The organism is Streptomyces sp. NPDC046821 (genome assembly GCF_040645335.1).
Taxonomy (GTDB): Bacteria; Actinomycetota; Actinomycetes; order Streptomycetales; family Streptomycetaceae; genus Streptomyces.
The window spans coordinates 396,784-416,481 of record NZ_JBEYYB010000002.1 but is presented as its reverse complement, the minus strand read 5'-3'; the positions used below and the strand labels follow the sequence as shown (position 1 = coordinate 416,481).

At 67.9% G+C, this 19,698-nt stretch carries 13 protein-coding genes; 9 read left to right on the top strand and 4 right to left on the bottom strand.

Annotated elements, in window-relative coordinates:
* Positions 1-59 precede the first annotated feature (59 nt).
* Positions 60-1,589, bottom strand: a complete 1,530-nt coding sequence (locus ABZ893_RS05400) for a UDP-N-acetylglucosamine 1-carboxyvinyltransferase (RefSeq protein ID WP_361397084.1) — start codon at positions 1,587-1,589, stop codon at positions 60-62.
* A gap of 334 nt (positions 1,590-1,923) precedes the next feature.
* Here ABZ893_RS05400 and acnA point away from each other — a divergent pair, with 334 nt between their 5' ends.
* Positions 1,924-4,638, top strand: coding sequence for an aconitate hydratase AcnA (gene acnA, locus ABZ893_RS05395; protein ID WP_361397081.1), 2,715 nt, complete (start codon positions 1,924-1,926; stop codon positions 4,636-4,638).
* A 139-nt stretch (positions 4,639-4,777) separates the two neighbouring features.
* A complete protein-coding gene (locus ABZ893_RS05390; RefSeq protein WP_361397078.1) occupies positions 4,778-5,425 on the top strand; it encodes a dihydrofolate reductase family protein in 648 nt (215 codons plus the stop codon).
* 47 nt (positions 5,426-5,472) lie between these two features.
* Here the strand turns inward: ABZ893_RS05390 and infA are convergent, their stop codons facing one another.
* The 3 genes from infA to ABZ893_RS05375 form a co-directional block, all read right to left on the bottom strand.
* Positions 5,473-5,697: a translation initiation factor IF-1 gene (gene infA, locus ABZ893_RS05385; RefSeq protein WP_266675021.1), complete on the bottom strand. Its 225-nt coding sequence runs from the start codon at positions 5,695-5,697 to the stop codon at positions 5,473-5,475.
* Positions 5,697-6,461, bottom strand: a complete 765-nt coding sequence (locus ABZ893_RS05380; RefSeq protein WP_361397075.1) for a GNAT family N-acetyltransferase — start codon at positions 6,459-6,461, stop codon at positions 5,697-5,699. Before ABZ893_RS05380 ends, infA begins: the two co-directional genes overlap by 1 nt.
* 242 nt (positions 6,462-6,703) lie before the next feature.
* Positions 6,704-10,531, bottom strand: a complete 3,828-nt coding sequence (locus ABZ893_RS05375) for a GH92 family glycosyl hydrolase (RefSeq protein WP_361397072.1) — start codon at positions 10,529-10,531, stop codon at positions 6,704-6,706.
* 486 nt (positions 10,532-11,017) lie between these two features.
* Between ABZ893_RS05375 and ngcE the strand changes: the two genes are divergently transcribed.
* The 7 genes from ngcE (at position 11,018) to ABZ893_RS05340 (ending at position 19,507) form a co-directional block, all read left to right on the top strand.
* Entirely contained in the window at positions 11,018-12,466 is a 1,449-nt protein-coding gene (gene ngcE / locus ABZ893_RS05370; protein WP_361397069.1) for an N-acetylglucosamine/diacetylchitobiose ABC transporter substrate-binding protein, read from the top strand.
* 60 nt (positions 12,467-12,526) lie between these two features.
* On the top strand, positions 12,527-13,450 hold the full coding sequence (locus ABZ893_RS05365) for a sugar ABC transporter permease (RefSeq protein ID WP_361397067.1): 924 nt from the start codon (positions 12,527-12,529) through the stop codon (positions 13,448-13,450).
* A gap of 91 nt (positions 13,451-13,541) precedes the next feature.
* Entirely contained in the window at positions 13,542-14,459 is a 918-nt protein-coding gene (locus tag ABZ893_RS05360) for a carbohydrate ABC transporter permease (protein WP_361397064.1), read from the top strand.
* Positions 14,460-14,660: 201 nt separating this feature from the next.
* Positions 14,661-15,860 (top strand): ROK family transcriptional regulator, encoded by a 1,200-nt coding sequence (locus tag ABZ893_RS05355; RefSeq protein ID WP_361397061.1) that lies wholly within the window; start codon positions 14,661-14,663, stop codon positions 15,858-15,860.
* Between the two features lie 162 nt (positions 15,861-16,022).
* The gene (locus ABZ893_RS05350) at positions 16,023-17,144 is read left to right on the top strand and encodes a sugar ABC transporter substrate-binding protein (RefSeq protein WP_361397058.1); all 1,122 of its coding nucleotides are present in this window, start codon (positions 16,023-16,025) and stop codon (positions 17,142-17,144) included.
* Positions 17,145-17,399: 255 nt separating this feature from the next.
* A complete protein-coding gene (locus tag ABZ893_RS05345; protein ID WP_361397055.1) occupies positions 17,400-18,188 on the top strand; it encodes an ATP-binding cassette domain-containing protein in 789 nt (262 codons plus the stop codon).
* A 47-nt stretch (positions 18,189-18,235) separates the two neighbouring features.
* Entirely contained in the window at positions 18,236-19,507 is a 1,272-nt protein-coding gene (locus ABZ893_RS05340; protein ID WP_361397718.1) for a sugar ABC transporter permease, read from the top strand.
* The last annotated feature ends 191 nt before the right edge of the window (positions 19,508-19,698 follow it).

Genomic DNA, 19,698 nt, shown 5'->3' with positions numbered 1-19,698 from the left:
AACGATGTCACCAGATGGCCGACGCCACATCCGCAGCCCCGAATACGCGGGGCTATGGGCTAAATATCCCGGAACGTCTCGATCTGTGCGCCCACGGAGTTGAGGCGCTCGGCCAGCTCCTCGTAACCGCGGTTGATCACGTACACATTGCGCAGGACGGACGTGCCCTCGGCCGCCATCATCGCGAGGAGCACGACCACGGCCGGGCGCAGCGCGGGCGGGCACATCATCTCGGCCGCGCGCCAGCGGGTGGGGCCCTCGACGAGGACGCGGTGCGGGTCGAGCAGCTGGAGGCGCCCGCCGAGCCGGTTCAGGTCGGTGAGGTAGATCGCGCGGTTGTCGTAGACCCAGTCGTGGATGAGGGTCTTGCCCTGCGCAGCCGCCGCGATGGCCGCGAAGAACGGGACGTTGTCGATGTTGAGGCCGGGGAACGGCATCGGGTGGATCTTGTCGATCGGCGCCTCCAGCTTGGAGGGCCGGACGGTCAGGTCGATGAGGCGCGTACGGCCGTTGTCCGCGAAGTACTCGGCGGTGCGGTCGTGGTCGAGGCCCATCTCCTCCAGGACCGCGAGCTCGATCTCCAGGAACTCGATCGGCACGCGCTTGACGGTCAGCTCGGACTCGGTGACCACGGCGGCGGCCAGCAGGCTCATGGCCTCGACCGGGTCCTCGGACGGCGAGTAGTCCACGTCGACGTCGATGTGCGGGACGCCGTGCACGGTGAGGGTGGTCGTGCCGATGCCCTCGACGCGTACGCCGAGCGCCTCCAGGAAGAAGCACAGGTCCTGGACCATGTAGTTCGACGAGGCGTTGCGGATGACGGTGACGCCGTCGTGGCGGGCGGCGGCGAGCAGCGCGTTCTCGGTCACGGTGTCGCCGCGCTCGGTCAGCACGATCGGCCGGCCGGGGGAGACGCCCGACTCGACCCGCGCGTGGTAGAGCCCCTCGGTCGCGGTGATGTCCAGGCCGAACCGGCGCAGCGCGATCATGTGCGGCTCGATCGTGCGGGTGCCGAGGTCGCAGCCGCCCGCGTACGGGAGCCGGAAGCGGTCGAGGCGGTGCAGCAGCGGGCCGAGGAACATGATGATCGAGCGCGTGCGACGGGCGGCGTCGGCGTCGATGGCGTCCATGTCGAGGGCGGCCGGCGGCACGATCTCCAGGTCCACGCCGTCGTTGATCCAGCGGGTGCGTACGCCGATGGAGTTCAGTACCTCCAGAAGGCGGTACACCTCCTCGATCCGGGCGACGCGGCGGAGCGTCGTACGGCCCTTGTTGAGGAGGGAGGCGCAGAGCAGCGCGACGCAGGCGTTCTTGCTGGTCTTCACGTCGATCGAGCCGGACAGGCGGCGGCCGCCGACCACGCGCAGGTGCATCGGACCCGCGTAGCCCAGAGAGACGATTTCGCTGTCGAGTGCTTCACCGATTCGAGCGATCATCTCAAGGCTGATGTTTTGATTGCCGCGCTCGATGCGGTTGACGGCGCTCTGGCTGGTGTTGAGTGCCTCGGCCAGCTGCGTCTGTGTCCAGCCCCGGTGCTGCCGGGCGTCACGGATGAGCTTGCCGATGCGTACGAGGTAGTCGTCTGGCATAACCGCAGGCTATCTCAGATATGAGATGCCGCATCGCGGAGGGTCCATCGGAGTGACGTGTCGTCAACGAGCCCTGGTGGCGCGCGGGCGGGCGTGCGGGACGATGGGAGGACGGCCCGCCGGTGGCGCGACGGGACGGTTCGGCGAAGGCCGGGGCATGACCTGTCCGGCCTCATGTACTAGGGTTATCTCGACATCGAGATATCTACAGAGGCACACCGCGGCCGGCCCGCTTGGTAAGGGTTACCTAACTCGGCTCTACCGTAGCGGATCGGCGGACCCCGTCGTGACAGCGGGATGCGGTGGAACGCGCACATATATGAAGGAGACTGTCGTGTCGGCGAACAGCTTCGACGCCCGCAGCACGCTGCGCGTGGGCGACGAGTCGTACGAGATCTTCAAGCTGGACAAGGTCGAGGGCTCCGCGCGCCTGCCTTACAGCCTGAAGGTTCTCCTTGAGAACCTGCTCCGCACCGAGGACGGCGCGAACATCACCGCCGACCACATCCGCGCGCTCGGCAGCTGGGACTCCCAGGCCCAGCCGTCGCAGGAGATCCAGTTCACGCCGGCCCGCGTGATCATGCAGGACTTCACCGGTGTGCCCTGTGTCGTGGACCTCGCCACCATGCGTGAGGCCGTCAAGGAGCTCGGCGGCGACCCGGCCAAGATCAACCCGCTGGCCCCGGCCGAGCTGGTCATCGACCACTCCGTCATCGCCGACAAGTTCGGCACCGCCGACGCCTTCGGCCAGAACGTCGAGCTGGAGTACGGCCGCAACAAGGAGCGCTACCAGTTCCTGCGCTGGGGCCAGACCGCCTTCGACGAGTTCAAGGTCGTCCCCCCGGGCACCGGCATCGTCCACCAGGTCAACATCGAGCACCTCGCCCGTACGGTCATGGTCCGTAACGGTCAGGCGTACCCCGACACTCTGGTCGGCACCGACTCGCACACCACGATGGTCAACGGCCTGGGCGTCCTCGGCTGGGGCGTCGGCGGTATCGAGGCCGAGGCCGCGATGCTCGGCCAGCCCGTCTCGATGCTCATCCCGCGCGTCGTCGGCTTCAAGCTCACCGGTGAGCTCAAGCCCGGCACCACCGCCACGGACCTCGTCCTCACGATCACCGAGATGCTGCGCAAGCACGGTGTCGTCGGCAAGTTCGTCGAGTTCTACGGCGAGGGCGTCGCCGCCACGTCGCTGGCCAACCGCGCCACCATCGGCAACATGTCGCCCGAGTTCGGCTCCACCGCCGCGATCTTCCCGATCGACGGCGAGACGCTGAACTACCTGAAGCTGACCGGCCGCTCCGAGCAGCAGGTCGCCCTCGTCGAGGCGTACGCCAAGGAGCAGGGCCTCTGGCTCGACCCGGCCGCCGAGCCCGACTTCTCCGAGAAGCTGGAGCTCGACCTCTCCACGGTCGTCCCCTCCATCGCCGGCCCGAAGCGCCCGCAGGACCGCATCGTCCTCGCGAACGCCGCCCAGCAGTTCGCGCTCGACGTGCGCAACTACGTCGAGGACGACGACGAGGCGGGCAAGGAGTCCTTCCCGGCCTCCGACGCCCCGGCCGCCACCAACGGCGTCCCGTCCCGCCCGACCCTGGTCACGGCCTCCGACGGCTCGACGTACGAGATCGACCACGGCGCCGTCACCGTCGCCGCGATCACCTCCTGCACCAACACGTCGAACCCGTACGTGATGGTCGCCGCCGCGCTCGTCGCGAAGAAGGCCGTCGAGAAGGGCCTGACCCGCAAGCCGTGGGTCAAGACCACCCTCGCCCCGGGCTCGAAGGTCGTCACCGACTACTTCGACAAGGCCGGTCTGACGCCGTACCTGGACAAGGTCGGCTTCAACCTCGTCGGCTACGGCTGCACCACCTGCATCGGCAACTCGGGCCCGCTGCCCGAGGAGGTCTCGAAGGCGGTCAACGAGCACGACCTCGCGGTCACGTCGGTCCTCTCCGGCAACCGCAACTTCGAGGGCCGTATCAACCCCGACGTCAAGATGAACTACCTGGCGTCCCCGCCGCTGGTCGTCGCGTACGCCATCGCCGGTTCGATGAAGGTCGACATCACCAAGGACGCCCTGGGCATCGACCAGGACGGCAAGCCGGTCTTCCTCGCGGACATCTGGCCGACCGAGGCCGAGGTCAACGACGTCGTCGCCAACTCCATCGGCGAGGACATGTTCAACAAGTCCTACCAGGACGTCTTCGCGGGCGACGCCCAGTGGCAGGCGCTGCCGATCCCGACCGGCAACACCTTCGAGTGGGACAGCGAGTCGACCTACGTCCGCAAGCCCCCGTACTTCGAGGGCATGACGATGGAGACCACCCCGGTCTCCGACATCACGGGCGCGCGCGTCCTCGCCAAGCTGGGCGACTCGGTCACCACCGACCACATCTCCCCGGCCGGTGCGATCAAGGCCGACACCCCGGCCGGCCAGTACCTCACGGAGCACGGCGTCCAGCGCCGTGACTTCAACTCCTACGGCTCGCGCCGTGGCAACCACGAGGTCATGATCCGCGGCACGTTCGCCAACATCCGCCTGCGCAACCAGATCGCGCCGGGCACCGAGGGCGGCTACACCCGCGACTTCACCGTCGAGGGCGCGCCGGTCTCGTTCATCTACGACGCCTCGCGCAACTACATCGACCAGGGCATCCCGCTGGTCGTCCTCGCGGGCAAGGAGTACGGCTCCGGCTCGTCCCGCGACTGGGCCGCCAAGGGCACCGCGCTCCTCGGTGTCAAGGCCGTCATCGCCGAGTCCTACGAGCGCATCCACCGCTCGAACCTCATCGGCATGGGCGTCCTGCCCCTCCAGTTCCCCGAGGGCGCGACCGCCCAGTCGCTCGGCCTCACCGGCGAGGAGACCTTCTCCTTCACCGGCGTCGAGGAGCTGAACAACGGCACCACCCCGCGCACGGTCAAGGTCACCACCGACACCGGCGTGGAGTTCGACGCGGTCGTCCGCATCGACACCCCCGGCGAGGCGGACTACTACCGCAACGGCGGCATCATGCAGTACGTGCTGCGCAGCCTGATCCGCAAGTAGGCGGTACGGAAGCGTAGTTGAGGGGGGCCGCATTCCCGGTGACGGGGGTGCGGCCCTTTCCCGTACCTGGGCCGGTCGGCGATGAGTTCTTCCGGCCCGGGGAGTCTCCCCACTGTCACCCGTAACTCAGGAGGAATACGTGACGCAGTTGCTGAGGGTTCAGAACTTCATGGTTTCCAGTGACGGGTTCGGCGCAGGGGAGGGGCAGAGTCTGGAGCGGCCGTTCGGGCACGCCGACCCGCAGGAGATGTTCGCATGGGCCGGTGCCACGGCGAGCTGGCCGAACCGCACCGACCCCGGCGGCAGCCGTGGCCTGGACGACTACCTCGTGCGCGACTTCCACCACAACATCGGCGCCGAGATCATGGGGCGTGGCAAGTTCGGTCCGCAGAAGGGGGATTGGGAGAGCCTGGAGTGGAAGGGCTGGTGGGGTGACGAACCGCCGTTCCACACGCCCGTGTTCGTCATGACCCACCACACGCGGCCGACGCTCACCCTCTCCGACACGACGTTCCACTTCGTGAACGCCGACCCGGCCACCGTCCTCGAACAGGCGAAGGAGGCGGCCCAGGGCAAGGACGTCCGGCTCGGCGGCGGGGCGAGCGTCGTCCGCCAGTTCCTCGACGCCGACCTCGTCGACACCCTGCACGTCGCCGTCTCCCCGATGAAGCTCGGCTCGGGAACACGCCTGTGGGAGTCCCCGGACGAGCTGCGCGACCGCTTCCACGTGGACATCGTCCCCAGTCCGACCGGCCGCGTGACCCACCACTTGTTCTGGCGGAATTGAGCCCAACGTGATGGGCGGGCATGAACTCTCCACGCCCGCCCGGGACTTCAGTTCCGGTACCGGTAGATGATCCGCCCGCGCGTCAGGTCGTACGGGCTGATCTCCACCAGCACCCGGTCGAACGGCAGGATCTTGATGTAGTTCTTCCGGATCTTGCCGCTGATGTGCGCGAGCACCTTGTGCCCGCTCTCCAGTTCCACCTGGAACGTGGCGTTGCGCAGGCACTCCACGACGGTGCCCTCGAACTCGATACCTCTGTTCGTCTTCGTCATCAGTGAAGTACGACCTCCAGATTGCTGCCGGCGCGCTCGGCGCCGAGGGCGTCGAAGAGGGCCGTGGCGGCGGCGTTGCGTTCGCCGACCTCGGCCGACACGGTCCGGACCCCGGACCGGTGCAGGGGGCCGAGGACTTCGGCGAGGAGCGCACGCGCGATGCCACGACGCTGCCGGTCGGCCCGTACCGCGACGAGACCGATCCGTGGCCGGCGCGGAACTGGTGCCACCCGCAGCAGTCCGACGTACCGGCCGGACTCCTCCGCCACCGTGTACTTCGTCGGGTCCACCACGATCGCGTCGGTCAGGCGTGGCAGCACCTCGGCCGGCATCTCCTGCCAGCCGACGGAGGCCTCGACCTCGTCCCGGATCGTGCGGTCGAGCGCGCGCAGGGGGTCCTTCTCCGCCGCGCCGAGGGGGAGGATCGTCACCCCCGACGGCGGCCGCGCCGCGCCGAGTCCCGTGACCTGCGGGTCGGTGGGCAGCAGGTACACCCACTCGCGCCGCCGGATCGTGAACCCGGCGCGCTCCCACCGCGACCTGAGCTCCACGTCGGCCTCGTCGACCATCGTGTGGAGCGGCCTCGGCAGCTCCGCGAGCATGGCGTCGGTGAGCAGGCCGAACGCCGCGTCGTGCCAGGAGTCGATACTGACGAAAAGCCGGCCGTCGTGCCGGGGCCACGCCTCACCGGAGCCGACCACCTGGTCGTCCTCCAGCGCGTGCCAGAGCCCTTCGGCGACGCGTGTGATCACCGTTGTCTTCATAGGTCTGTTCCCTTCGGGATCGCCTTGTCCAGGCGCCCCCGGGGACCTACGTCAGCCGCCCGACCGTGGGGATGAGAGGAGCACCCACATGTGTACTGCGTTCATGGGTCCCACCTCCTCGGGCTGTGTCACGGTTCGGCCCAGACAGTAGGCGGGCCGCCGGGCCCCTGTCCACGGAATTAATGGTCAACGAAAACGCCGCCGAGCATCACAGCCCGGCGGCGCCGTCGCACTTCAGGGGGCTAGTCCAGCAGCTCCACCTCCGCCACCGTCGCCGCCCCGCCCGTGAACACCAGCCGGTAGTGCTTGTACGTGCCCGGGGTGCTCACCGAGAACGCGCGCGTCTGCCGGTCCCACGTGAAGGACTCGCCGGAGCGTGCGTCGAGCGTCTTCCACGTCGAGCCGTCGTCCGACGCCTCCAGCTTCCAGCCGGTCGGCGCCTTGGAACGGTCGTCGGCCGACGTCAGCGTGTACTGCACCGCCTTCGCGCCCTCCGCGCCCACCGGCAGGTCGACCGACTCCGAACTCGCCGACGTAGCAGATGAGTTGTCGAAGAGCGGGCCCGAGCCCGTCGTCACGTCACCGCGTGGCGCCGGCACCTTGTCGTCCTGAGTGATCGACGTGGGCGCCGCGTCCGCGCCCGTGCCCCAGCGTGAAGGGTTCGGGCCCATCGCGAACTCGATGACGCCGCCCTTCGCCACCACCGAGTGGGGGAGCGAAGTCTTGGTCCAGGCATGGCCGTTGACCTTCACCCCCTGCACGTACACATTCTTCGCGCTGTTCTGCGGGGCCTTGATCACCAGGTCCTCGCCGTTCTCCAGGTGCAGCGTCATCTTCGTGAACTGCGGGGAGCCGATGGCGTATTCGCCGCTGCCCATGACCAGCGGGTAGAAGCCCATGGACGAGAAGAGGTACCAGGCGCTCTGCTCGCCGTTGTCCTCGTCGCCGTGGTAGCCCTGGCCGATCTCGCTGCCGGTGTAGAGCCGCGAGAGCACCTCGCGGACCTTCTCCTGCGTCTTCCACGGCCGGCCCGCCGCGTCGTACATGTACGTGATGTGGTGGCCCACCTGGTTCGAGTGGCCGTACATGCCCATCCGGACGTCGCGCGCCTCCGTCATCTCGTGGATGACGCCGCCGTACGAGCCCGCGACGGCCGACGTCGCCGTCTCCGGGGTGGCGAAGAACGTGTCCAGCTTCTTTGCGAGACCGTCCCGGCCGCCGTACAGGTTGGCGAGCCCACGCGCGTCTTGCGGTGCCGTGAACGCGTACCCCCACGCATTGGTCTCCGTGTAGTCGTAGCCCCAGATGCGCGGGTCGAACTCCCCTGATTTAACACGCCAGTTGCCCTTGGCGTCTCGGCCCTGGAAGAAGCCCGCCTTGCCGTCGAAGAGCTTCACGTAGTCGCGGGCCCGGTTGAGGAGGTAGTCCGACTCCTCCTTGTAGTGCTTCTCGCCCGTCTTCTTGTAGAGGGCCTGGCCCATCTGCGCGATGCCGTAGTCGTTGAGGTAACCCTCGAGAGCCCACGACAGGCCCTCGTGCGTGTCCGTCGACGTGTAGCCGAGGAACGGCGACGTCGCCATGCCCTTGCGGCCGACGCCCGACGCGGGCGGCACCACGGTCGCGTTCTTCAGGGCCGCCTTGTACGCCGACTCCGCGTCGAAGCCGCGCACCCCCTTCACGTACGCGTCCGCGAACGCGACGTCCGACGACGTGCCGGTCATCAGATCCGCGTAGCCCGGCGACGACCAGCGCGAGATCCACCCGCCGTCCCGGTACTGCTGCACGAACCCGTCGACCAGCTCGCCCGCCTTCTTGGGCGTGAGCAGCGAGTACGCCGGCCAGGTCGTCCGGTATGTGTCCCAGAAGCCGTTGTTGACGTACGGCTTGCCCTCGACGATCTTCGCGCCGGTGTGCGTCGGGGTGTCCGGGCCCGGCATCGGTGAGAACGGCGACGCGTACTGGAACGTCGAACCGACCTTCTCGAAACCGGAGTTGGGGTACAGGTAAAGCCGGTACAGGGACGAGTAGAGCGTCGTGCGCTGGTCGGGCGTGGCGCCCTCCACCTCGACCTTGCCGAGAAGCTTGTCCCACTGCGCGCGGGCGCTGTCGCGTACGGCGTCGAAGGAGCGGTTCGCCGGAAGCTCCTGCGCCAGGTTGTCCTTCGCCTGGTCGACGCTGATCAGCGAGGTCGCCAGGCGCAGCGTCACCGTGCGGTCCTTGCCCGCGTCGAACGTGAAGTGCCCCTTCACGCCCGCAGAACCCGCGTCCTTGACCGGCTTGTCGAAGACGCCGTACACGAAGAGCCGGGTGGCCCCGGCCGACAGGCCGGACTTCACGTCCGAGTAGCCCGTCACGACCCCGTGGTCCCGGTCGAGGGTGAGGCCCGCCTGCTCGGAGACGTTGTCGAAGACGACGCTCGCGTCGTCGCCGGGGTAGGTGAACCGCAGCGCCGCCGCGTGGTCCGTCGGCGTCATCTCGGCCTTGAGGCCGTTCTCGAACCGCACCCCGTAGTAGTACGGGCGAGCCGTCTCGTTCTCGTGCCGGAACGGCAGCGCGCGGCCCGAGCGCGAGGTGTCCGGCGCACCGGCCGCCACCGACGGCATCACCTGGAACGTCTGACGGTCACCCATCCACGGGCTCGGCTCATGGCTGGCGGCGAACGCCTGCATCGTCGGCAGGTTGTCCGCGTTGTTGCCGCGAGCGTAGTCGTAGAGCCAGCTCAGCGAACCGGCGTTGGTGACCGGCGTCCAGAAGTTGAAGCCGTGCGGGACGGCCGTCGCGGGGAACGTGTTGCCGCGCGAGAAGCCGCCGCTGGAGTTCGTGCCGCGCGTCGTGACCGCGTAGTCCGACAGATGCGCCTTCGGCGGCTCGGGCTTCGCGGCCTTCAGCGAGATGTCGTCCACCCAGCCGCGGAACTTCGCGGGACCCTTGGGGGAGTCGTACGCCACCAGGATCCGGTCGACGGTCTTCCCGGCCGCGACGGACCCGATGCCGGAGGCGACGGCGTTCCACTGGTTCACGTAGAGCCGCTTGGCCGCGCCCTGGCCCTGCGGCGTGAGCAGCCCGCCGTTGCGGTCCGTCGCTTTGAGGTCGCTCAGATACGTGCCGTCGGTGAAGGCGAGGTCCACGGACACGTTCGTGGCGTCGTAGTCCCGGTCGCCGTCCGCCATCGACGGGAAGATCTTGTACGAGAGTTCCGTGTCTCGCCCGACGGCCACATCGACGTCGAAGACCTTGTTGTACGAGTACGCGCGCGTGTCCGCCTGGTGCGTGCCCGCGTAACGCAGCGCCCGCTTTCCCGTGAAGCCGGCGCCGGCCTTCGCGGTGGGGGAGCCGCCGGGGCCCTTGTCGACCAGCGTCAGCATGTCCTCGGGCGTCGGCGAACTCGTGTCACCGGTGGACAGCTGGAGGTCGGCGAGCTGCGTGATGTCGTTCGCGCCGTTGTTCCGCGTGAACTCGATCCGGAAGTGCCGGTACGCGGCCGGGTTCTGGATGTCGTACTTCTTGGTCTGGAAGCGGTCGGCGAAGCTCTCCCCGGTGCGGGTGTCGAGCGTCGTCCACTCCTTGCCGTCGGTGGAGCCCTTGAGGGTCCAGTCCTTCGGGTCGCGCTCGGCGTAGTCGTTGGCGGACGTCAGCGCGTACGTGGTGATCGTGGCCGGTTCGTCGAGGTCGTACTCGATCCAGGCCGTGGGGGCGAAAGCCAGCCATTTCGTGCTCGACTCGCCGTCGAGGAGGTTCTCCTTGGTCTCGCCGCCGCCCGTGTTCTCGGCGCTGGCGCGGACGTCGGTGACATGGCTGTTGACGTTGCCCGGCAGGCCGCCGCTGTAGCCGCCGTCGACCCCGGACGAGCGTTTCGTGCCGTCCGTGCCGGTTTCCACGGTGTTCAGCCAGGTCGGTGCGGGATCGCCCGTTTCGAAAGAGGAGCTGAACTCGGTGTCGGCGTGCGGTGGTTGGGCGGGTGTCGCGGCGGCGGCTCCCTGACCGGCGGCGACGAGTGCGAGTGAGGCCGCTCCCAGGGCGGCCGTGGATCTGAGTCCGGATCTGCGTCCGTGTCTGGATCTGCCCTGCATCGGCGAGCACCCTCCCGGCTGGAGACAACGTTGTCAATTCACAGCGCAACGTCCAGTAGGGCGGCAAGTCACCAGTGGTGTCAAGGGTGTTGGGGGCGTGCCGCGCGACGCATGGGGCCAAAAGAGTGGCGCGGCCATCCATTCGGCGAGGTCACCGGCCGTCCGTGACCGTCATCGGCCACGCTGGGGCGGCTCATATTTCCGGGAGGTCTCAACTCGGGAAAGAACGCCGGGTAAAGCTGCATTCGATCTTGCCCCGTTGACGTGAAGTGGACTATACCTGTCGGCGTCTGCTCAGCCGTTTCCACCGGCCGCGGACAGCGCGGGGGGACGGGAGACAGCCAGGCGCGATCCGCGCGCACTCGGCCGTACGTTCCGTCAGATCCCGGCGTGCAGCCATCGAGCACGACCCCAGCTTCACATCACCGCGGTGCCGGGGAGGATCCGGTTCACCGCCTGAGTCCTGGAGAAGGCGAGGACTTGAGCATGGGATCCACTTCCGCCCAGAACAACGGTGAGGGCTTCGACCGCCGCGACCTGATCAAGCGGTCCGCGGCACTCGGTCTGGTCGCCGTCCCCACGATGAGCTTCCTGTCCGCCTGCGCGAGCAGCGACAGCGGCTCGGGCGACAAGGCGAAGAAGGGCAAGACCTCCGCGAAGAACCCGCTCGGCGTGAACGAGACCGCGCCGCTCGCGGTCACCATCTTCGACGGCGGCTTCGGCACGAAGTACGCCACGGACGCCAACGCCGAGTACAAGAAGGCGTTCCCCAAGGCCAAGGTCCAGTTCCACGCGACCCAGAAGATCCAGTCGGAGCTCCAGCCGAAGTTCAACGGCGGCACGCCCCCGGACCTCATCGACAACTCGGGCGCCGAGCAGATGGACATGGGCGTCCTCGTCGGCAAGAAGCAGCTCACCGACCTCACCCCGCTCCTCGACGCGCCCTCCTACGACGACCCGTCGAAGAAGGTCCGCGACACCCTGCGTCCCGGCATCGTCGAGATGGGCCAGTTCGACGGCAACCCGGTCTGGATCATGTACTACGCGTACACGGTCTACGGCGTCTGGTACTCGCAGAAGGCCCTCGACGGCCTCGACGCGCAGTACCCGGAGAACTGGGACGACATGCTCGCCCTGTGCGCCAAGGCGAAGAAGAAGGGCATCGCCGGCTGGACGTACGCGGGCAAGTACCCGTACTACCTGCCGTTCTCGCTCTACCCGTTCATCGCCAAGATCGGTGGCCGCGAGGTCCTCGACAAGATCGACAACCTGGAGCCGAACGCCTGGAAGGACCCGGCCGTCAAGGCCGCCTTCGAGGCGTACTACGAGCTCTACAAGAAGGGCTACATCCTCAAGGGCACGCCCGGCATCGACCACATCCAGTCGCAGACCGCGTGGGCCAAGGGCAAGGCGCTGTTCATCCCGAACGGCTCCTGGGTGGAGAACGAGTCGGCGAAGGTCATCCCCTCCGACTTCCAGCTCTCCGTCGGCGCGCCCTCCGGCCTCGACTCCAGCGACAAGATGCCCTTCGGCACCATCTGGGCGTCCGGCGGCGAGCCCTTCATCGTCCCGGCCAGGGCGAACAACGTCGAGGGCGGCATGGAGCAGCTGCGCATCATGCTCTCCGAGGCCTCCTCGAAGAACTTCACCTCCTCGGTCAAGTCGCTCACCGCGTTCAACGGCGGCACCGACGGCATCGAGCTGACCCCGGGCCTCAAGTCCGGTGTCGCGGCCCTGGAGAAGGCCGGCGACAACGTGGTGAACCCGCGTCTCCAGGACTGGTACGTCAAGCTCGAGAAGGAGCAGATCGGCGTCTCCTGCCTGGGCGAGATGATGGCCGGACGCATGACCCCGGCCGAGGCCATCAAGAAGATCCAGGCCTACGCGGACGCGACCGCCAAGGACCAGTCGATCAAGCACTACAAGCACCAGTAAGAACTCGTGCGCACGCGTCATCAGCGGCGGCACCCGCGAATCGATCGGGGTCGGTAAACCATGCAACACGGCAAGTACAGGTTCATCGTGGGGTTCCTCGTGGCCCCCGTGGCGTTGTATGCAATCTTCGTCATCTGGCCGTTCATCCAGTCCATCTACTACTCGTTCACGGACTGGACCGGCCTGAGCCCGGACTTCAAGATGGTCGGCTTCGCCAACTACACGCGGATGTTCCAGGACGACGTCTTCTGGAAGTCCTTGCAGCACAGCCTGTTGTTCGTGTTGCTGCTGCCGCTGGTGACGCTGGGCCTCGCGCTCTTCTTCTCCTTCATGCTCAATGTCGGTGGCCGGCGCCGGAAGGGCGCCGCCGTCACCGGCGTACGCGGCTCAAGTTTCTACAAGATCGCGTACTTCTTCCCGCAGGTGCTGTCGATCGCGATCGTCGCCATCCTCTTCCGCTTCGCCTTCAATCCCAACGACGGCGTGATCAACGGGACGCTCAGCGCCATCGGGCTCGGCAGCGTCCAGCCGGACTGGCTGGGCGACCCGAACCTCGCCCTGTGGTGCGTCATGGCCGTCCTGGTCTGGAGCACCGTCGGATTCTTCGTCGTGCTCTTCTCGGCGGGCATGGCGTCCATCCCTAAGGACTTCTACGAGGCGGCGCTGCTCGACGGCGCGAACCGGTTCACCACCTTCTTCAGGATCACGCTGCCGCTGCTCTGGGACACCGTGCAGTCCGGCTGGGTCTACATGGGCATCCTGGCCCTCGGCGCGGAGGCCTTCGCCTCGGTGCAGATCATGACGGTCGGCCCCGGCGGCCCCGACTACTCGACCACGGTCCTGCCGCTGTACGTGTACCAATCGGCGTTCCGCGACGCCAACGCCGCCTACGCCACCACGATCGGTGTCGCCCTGCTCATCGTCACGCTGCTCTTCGCGGCGATCGTGATGCGGCTCGGCCGGCGCGAGCGGCTGGAGTTCTGATGCGGTTCCTCCCCGGGGCACCCGCCCCCCGCCCCCGGCCGCACCGCGGGCCGGACCAGACGACCGGCGCTCCCTCGCGAGGTGAACGACAGTGAAGACGACCGACATCCCGCCGCCCATGGAACCGGTCGACGACCGCCCCCGCGTGACGAAGACGGACGCTCCGGCGAAGGCGGAGAGCAGCGAGGGCACCACCCTCAACGTCTTCTCGCACGGCGTCCTCGTCATCTGGGCGATCATGGTCGTCATGCCGCTCCTCTGGGCGGTGATGACGTCCTTCAAGGACGACAACTCGATCTTCAGCTCGCCCTGGTCCCTGCCGGACAAGCTGCACTTCGACAACTGGTCGCGCGCCTGGTCCCAGGCCCACATGAGCCAGTACTTCGCCAACACCGTGATCGTAGTGGGCTGTTCGCTGGTCGGCACGCTCGTGCTCGGCTCCATGGCCGCGTACGTCCTGGCCCGCTTCGACTTCCCGGGCAACCGGTTCATCTACTTCCTCTTCGTCGGAGGAATGAGCTTCCCGATCATGCTGGCCCTGGTGCCGCTGTTCTACGTGATGCAGAACCTGCACCTCGTGAACACGCTGCAGGGCCTGATCGTCGCCTACATCGCCTACTCGCTGCCGTTCACGGTCTTCTTCCTGACGTCGTTCTTCAGGACGCTGCCGACGTCGATCGCGGAGGCGGCGTTCGTCGACGGCGCCTCGCACACCAGGACGTTCTTCCAGATCATGCTGCCGATGGCCAAGCCGGGCCTGATCAGCGTCGGGATCTTCAACTTCCTGGGGCAGTGGAACCAGTACATGATCCCGACGGTGCTCAACACCGACCCCGACAAGCGGGTGCTGGCCCAGGGTCTGGTGGAGCTCGCGACCAGTCAGGGCTACAAGGGTGACTGGTCCGGTCTCTTCGCCGGGCTCGTCATGGCGATGCTCCCGGTGCTCGGGGCGTACATCATCTTCCAGCGTCAGGTCGTGCAGGGCCTGACCGCGGGGGCGCTCAAGTAACACGGCGTCCCAGGCGGGGGGAGGGCCCGGTTCCGGAGGAGATCTTCCGGAACCGGGCCCTCGTCAGTGGTAGCCGCGCTCTTCTGTGCCGGGTATCGCTCAAGCTCTTGACGGGAGGCGACCGGAAAGGCTCAGCTTGGAGTTCAATAGTTGGACATAACCGAGGCCTCACCGAAGCGGCCTCGTACGCAGGAGGTCGTCGTGGAGACTCCGGGGTCGCAGTCGTCACTGCACCGGGCCAATCTCGAGCGGGTCGTACGCGCCGTGCGGCTCGCCGGATCGCTCACGCAGGCGGAGATCGCGCGGACGACCGGCCTGTCCGCGGCCACGGTCTCCAACATCGTCCGCGAGCTCAAGGAAGGCGGCACGGTCGAGGTCACGCCCACCTCGGCGGGCGGCCGCCGGGCCCGCAGCGTCTCGCTCAGCGGCGACGCGGGCATCGTCATCGGCGTCGACTTCGGCCACACCCACCTGCGCGTCGCCATCGGCAACCTCGCCCACCAGGTCCTCGCCGAGGAGTCCGAGCCTCTCGACGTGGACGCCTCCGCCGCGCAGGGCTTCGACCGGGCCGAGGAACTGGTCGAACGCCTGGTGGCGGCCACCGGCGTGGACCGTACGAAGGTGGCCGGTGTCGGGCTCGGCGTGCCGGGACCCATCGACGTAGAGAGCGGGACTCTCGGGTCCACGTCGATACTGCCTGGCTGGACGGGCACCAAGCCCGCCGAGGAGATGAGCCGGCGCCTGGGCGTGCCGGTGCACGTCGACAACGACGCCAATTTGGGCGCCCTCGGCGAGCTGGTCTGGGGCAGCGGGCGCGGCGTCCGGGACCTCGCGTACATCAAGGTAGCCAGCGGGGTCGGCGCCGGGCTCGTGATCAGCGGGAAGATCTACCGGGGGCCGGGCGGCACGGCGGGGGAGATCGGGCACATCACGCTCGACGAGTCCGGTCCGGTGTGCCGCTGCGGCAACCGCGGCTGCCTGGAGACCTTCACCGCCGCCCGCTACGTGCTGCCGCTCCTGGAGTCCAGCCACGGCACCGGGCTGACCATGGAAGGCGTGGTCAAGCTCGCGCGGGACGGCGACCCGGGGTGCCGGCGCGTGATCGCCGACGTGGGCCGGCACATCGGCAGCGGCGTCGCGAATCTCTGCAACCTGCTCAACCCCAGCCGGGTCATCCTCGGCGGCGACCTGGCCGAGGCGGGCGAACTCGTCCTCGGCCCCATAAGGGAGTCCGTCGGGCGGTATGCGATCCCCAGCGCCGCGCGTCAACTGTCGCTCCTGACAGGGGCGTTGGGCGGCCGGGCCGAGGTGCTCGGGGCGCTCGCCCTGGCGCTCAGCGAGATGGGCGACTCGACCCTCCTTGACGGGACGCTGCCCGCGGCCACGCCTGTCTTCACGTAGGCCCGGTCCTGGAGTGCGCACTTGAGAATGCCTTCACTTAAAGAACGCATGGCACCGTTGTCATCTCGTTAAGGATTAACTCCTTGACGGTTGCTCTGTGGCCGAGTTGACTCCAAGCCACCTCGGCCGCAACGACGCGGCCGCGTCAGGGAGGTTTCTGAAGTGAACACGCGTATGCGTCGCGCGGCCGTTGCTCTCTGCGCCACCACCATGGCCGTCTCGCTCGCCGCCTGCGGAAGCGCCAAGCAAGCCGGCGGCGGCGACAAGGGCGACAAGGCCGGGGCGAAGAAGGGCGACGCGCTGCGGGTCGGACTGCTCCTTCCGGAGAACCAGACCGCGCGCTACGAGAAGTTCGACAAGCCCATCATCGAGAAGCAGGTCAGCGAACTCACCGGCGGCAAGGGCAAGGTCGTCTACGCCAACGCCAAGCAGGACGCCACGACGCAGAGCCAGCAGGCCGACACCATGATCACCAACAAGGTGGACGTGCTGATCGTGGACGCGGTGGACTCCAAGGCGATCGCCGGCTCGATCAAGAAGGCCAAGGCCCAGAACATCCCGGTCGTCGCCTACGACCGCCTGGCCGAGGGACCGATCGACGCGTACACCTCCTTCGACAACGAAGAAGTCGGCCACGTCCAGGGCAAGGCCCTCCTGAAGGCCATGGGCGACAAGGCGAAGCCCAGCTCAAAGATCGTCATGATGAACGGCGCGATCACCGACCCGAACGCCGCCTTCTTCAAGAAGGGCGCCCTGGCGGAGCTCAAGGGCAAGGTCACCATCGCCAAGTCGTACGACACCAAGGAGTGGAAGCCGGAGAACGCCAACGCCAACATGGAGGCGGCGCTCTCGGCGATCGGCAAGGACAAGGTCGCGGGCGTCTACTCCGCCAACGACGGCATGGCGGGCGGCATCATCACGGCCCTGAAGGCCGCCGGCCTCTCCAAGCTCCCGCCGGTCACCGGTCAGGACGCCGAACTCGCGGGCGTGCAGCGGATCGTGACGGGTGAGCAGTACATGAGCGTCTACAAGTCCTACCCGCAGGAGGCCGAGATCGCGGCCAAGATGGCCGTCGCGCTCGCCAAGGGCGAGTCCCTGGACTCGATCGCCAAGGACAAGACCGACAGCGCCACCGAGAAGGGCATCCCGTCGGTGATCGTCCCGGTCGTCTCGCTGACCCAGGACAACATCAAGGGCACGGTCATCAAGGAGGGTTTCTACACCCTCGACGAGATCTGCACGCCCAAGTACAAGGCCGCCTGCGACAAGATCGGCCTGAAGTAACCGAGTTGCAGCCTCTGCTGGCCCAACTCCCTTGTTCTGCACGGGACATCAGCGCACCGCGTAGCGTGCCCACCCGTGTGAGCCCGTCCGGTGCCCCGCCGCCGACAGCCCCGCAGCTCAACCGGCGGGGCGCCGGACGCAGTGACGTACGAACGCGGTGACGTACGGACGCACCCCCTTTCTCGTACGCACCCCCCAGTCCTCACGTCTGTTCAACCCCCCGCCGGGGCAACCCCCTTGGCGGTGGCGAAGGAGATGGTTCACGTGTCCGCTGTGCCCGTGCTGGCGTTGCGCGGGGTCTCCAAGCGATTCGGTGCCGTGCAGGCGCTCACCGGCGTGGAGCTCGAGGTCCACGCCGGTGAGGTGGTCGCCCTCGTCGGCGACAACGGCGCCGGAAAGTCGACCCTCGTCAAGACGATCGCCGGCGTGCATCCCGTCGACGACGGTGTCATCGAGTGGGAGGGCACCCCCGTCGCGATCAACAAGCCGCACGACGCCCAGAACCTGGGCATCGCGACCGTCTACCAGGACCTCGCGCTGTGCGACAACATCGACGTCGTCGGCAACCTGTACCTCGGCCGTGAGCTGAAGAAGCGCGGCATCCTCGACGAGGTCGAGATGGAGCGCCGCTCCCGCGAGCTGCTGACCACGCTCTCCATCCGCATCCCGAGCGTCCGCATCCCCATCGCCTCGCTCTCCGGCGGCCAGCGCCAGACGGTGGCCATCGCCCGTTCGATGCTCGGCCAGCCCAAGCTCGTCATCCTCGACGAGCCCACCGCGGCCCTCGGCGTCGAGCAGACCGCGCAGGTCCTCGACCTGGTGGAGCGCCTGCGTGAGCGCGGGCACGCGGTCATCCTCATCAGCCACAACATGGCCGACGTGAAGGCCGTCGCGGACAAGGTGGCGGTGCTGCGGCTCGGCAGCAACAACGGCGTCTTCGACGTACGGACCACATCGCAGGAAGAGATCATCTCCGCCATCACGGGCGCCACGGACAACGCCGTGACCCGTCGTGCGGCGCGGGGCGGGGAGGCCCGGAAGTGAACCTCGACAAGACCGGCGGCCCCGCCGACCAGAACCCGAACCCGAACCTGACGCCTAACCCGGTCCCGGCCCAGCCCCCCGCTCCCGCCGCCGAAGCCGTCACCGCGGTCGACCCGCGCCTCCTCGTGCGCGAACAGGGCTTCGCCGGCTACCTCACCGAGTTCCAGCGCAAGATTCGCGCCGGCGACCTGGGCTCCATCCCCGTCGTCGTCGGCCTGATCGTCATCTGGGCGATCTTCGCGAGCCTGAACGAGAACTTCCTCACGGCCGGCAACCTCTCCGACATCTCCGTCGCCATGGTCGGCACGGGCATGATCGCCGTCGGCATCGTCTTCGTGCTCCTGCTCGGCGAGATCGACCTCTCCGTCGGCTCGGTCAGCGGTGTGGCGGGCGCGTCCTTCGCCGTACTGAACGTCACACACGGAATGCCCGAGTGGCTCGCGCTCATCCTGTCCGTCCTGACGGGCACGGTCGCGGGCGCCATTCACGGCTTCTTCTTCGCCCGGATCGGGGTGCCCGCCTTCGCCGTCACGCTGGCCGGCCTGCTGTTCTGGAACGGCTTCATGCTCCAGATCCTCGGCAGCAACGGCACGATCAACCTCGACGACTCGGGCCTCGTCGCCCAGCTGAGCGGCTACTACTTCAGTGACGTCGCCGCCGGATACGGCCTCGCGGTCGTCGCGGTCGTGGTGTTCTTCCTCACCTCTTTCTACGACAACCGCCGCCGCGCCGCCGCGGGCGTGCCCTCCCGGCCGCTGAGCGAGATCGTCCTGCGCACGGCGCTGCTCGCCGTCGTGGCCTTCGCCGTGGCGATCGTGTTCAACCAGTACAAGGGACTGCCGCTTGCCGTCGTCCTGTTCCTCGCCGTCCTGGTGATCACGGACTTCGTGCTCCGGCGTACCGCGTACGGCCGCAAGGTGTTCGCGCTCGGCGGCTCCATCGAGGCGTCCCGGCGTGCCGGTATCGACGTCGCCCTGATGCGGACCTCGGTCTACGCGATCTCCGGCACGTTCGCCGCGATCGGCGGCCTGTTCATCGCCTCCAAGATCACCTCGGCCAACCAGGGCGCGGGCAGCGGTGAGCTGCTGATGAACGCCATCGCGGCGGCCGTGATCGGTGGCACAAGTCTCTTCGGCGGCCGCGGCCGCACCTGGAACGCGCTGCTCGGTGTGCTGGTCATCACGTCGATCCAGTACGGCCTCGCCCTTCAGGGCATCGCCTCGCCGATCCAGTACATGATCACCGGAGGCGTGCTCCTGGCGACCGTCGTCATCGACGCCGTCACCCGGAAGACCCAGAAGTCCGCAGGTCGCGCGTAGCGGCACGGAACCGGCGGAAGCGTGCCCGGCGTCCATGACGGCGCCGGGCACAGCCGTGTCCGCGTCCGAACGCCAGTGCCCTCAAAGCACACCCGATCGGGTGAAGTGCAAGCCAGAGGCCGGGCACCACGCATCCGGGCGGAACATTAGACTCGACAGGCCCGGCAAAAGCTCGATCAGCTCTATCGCAA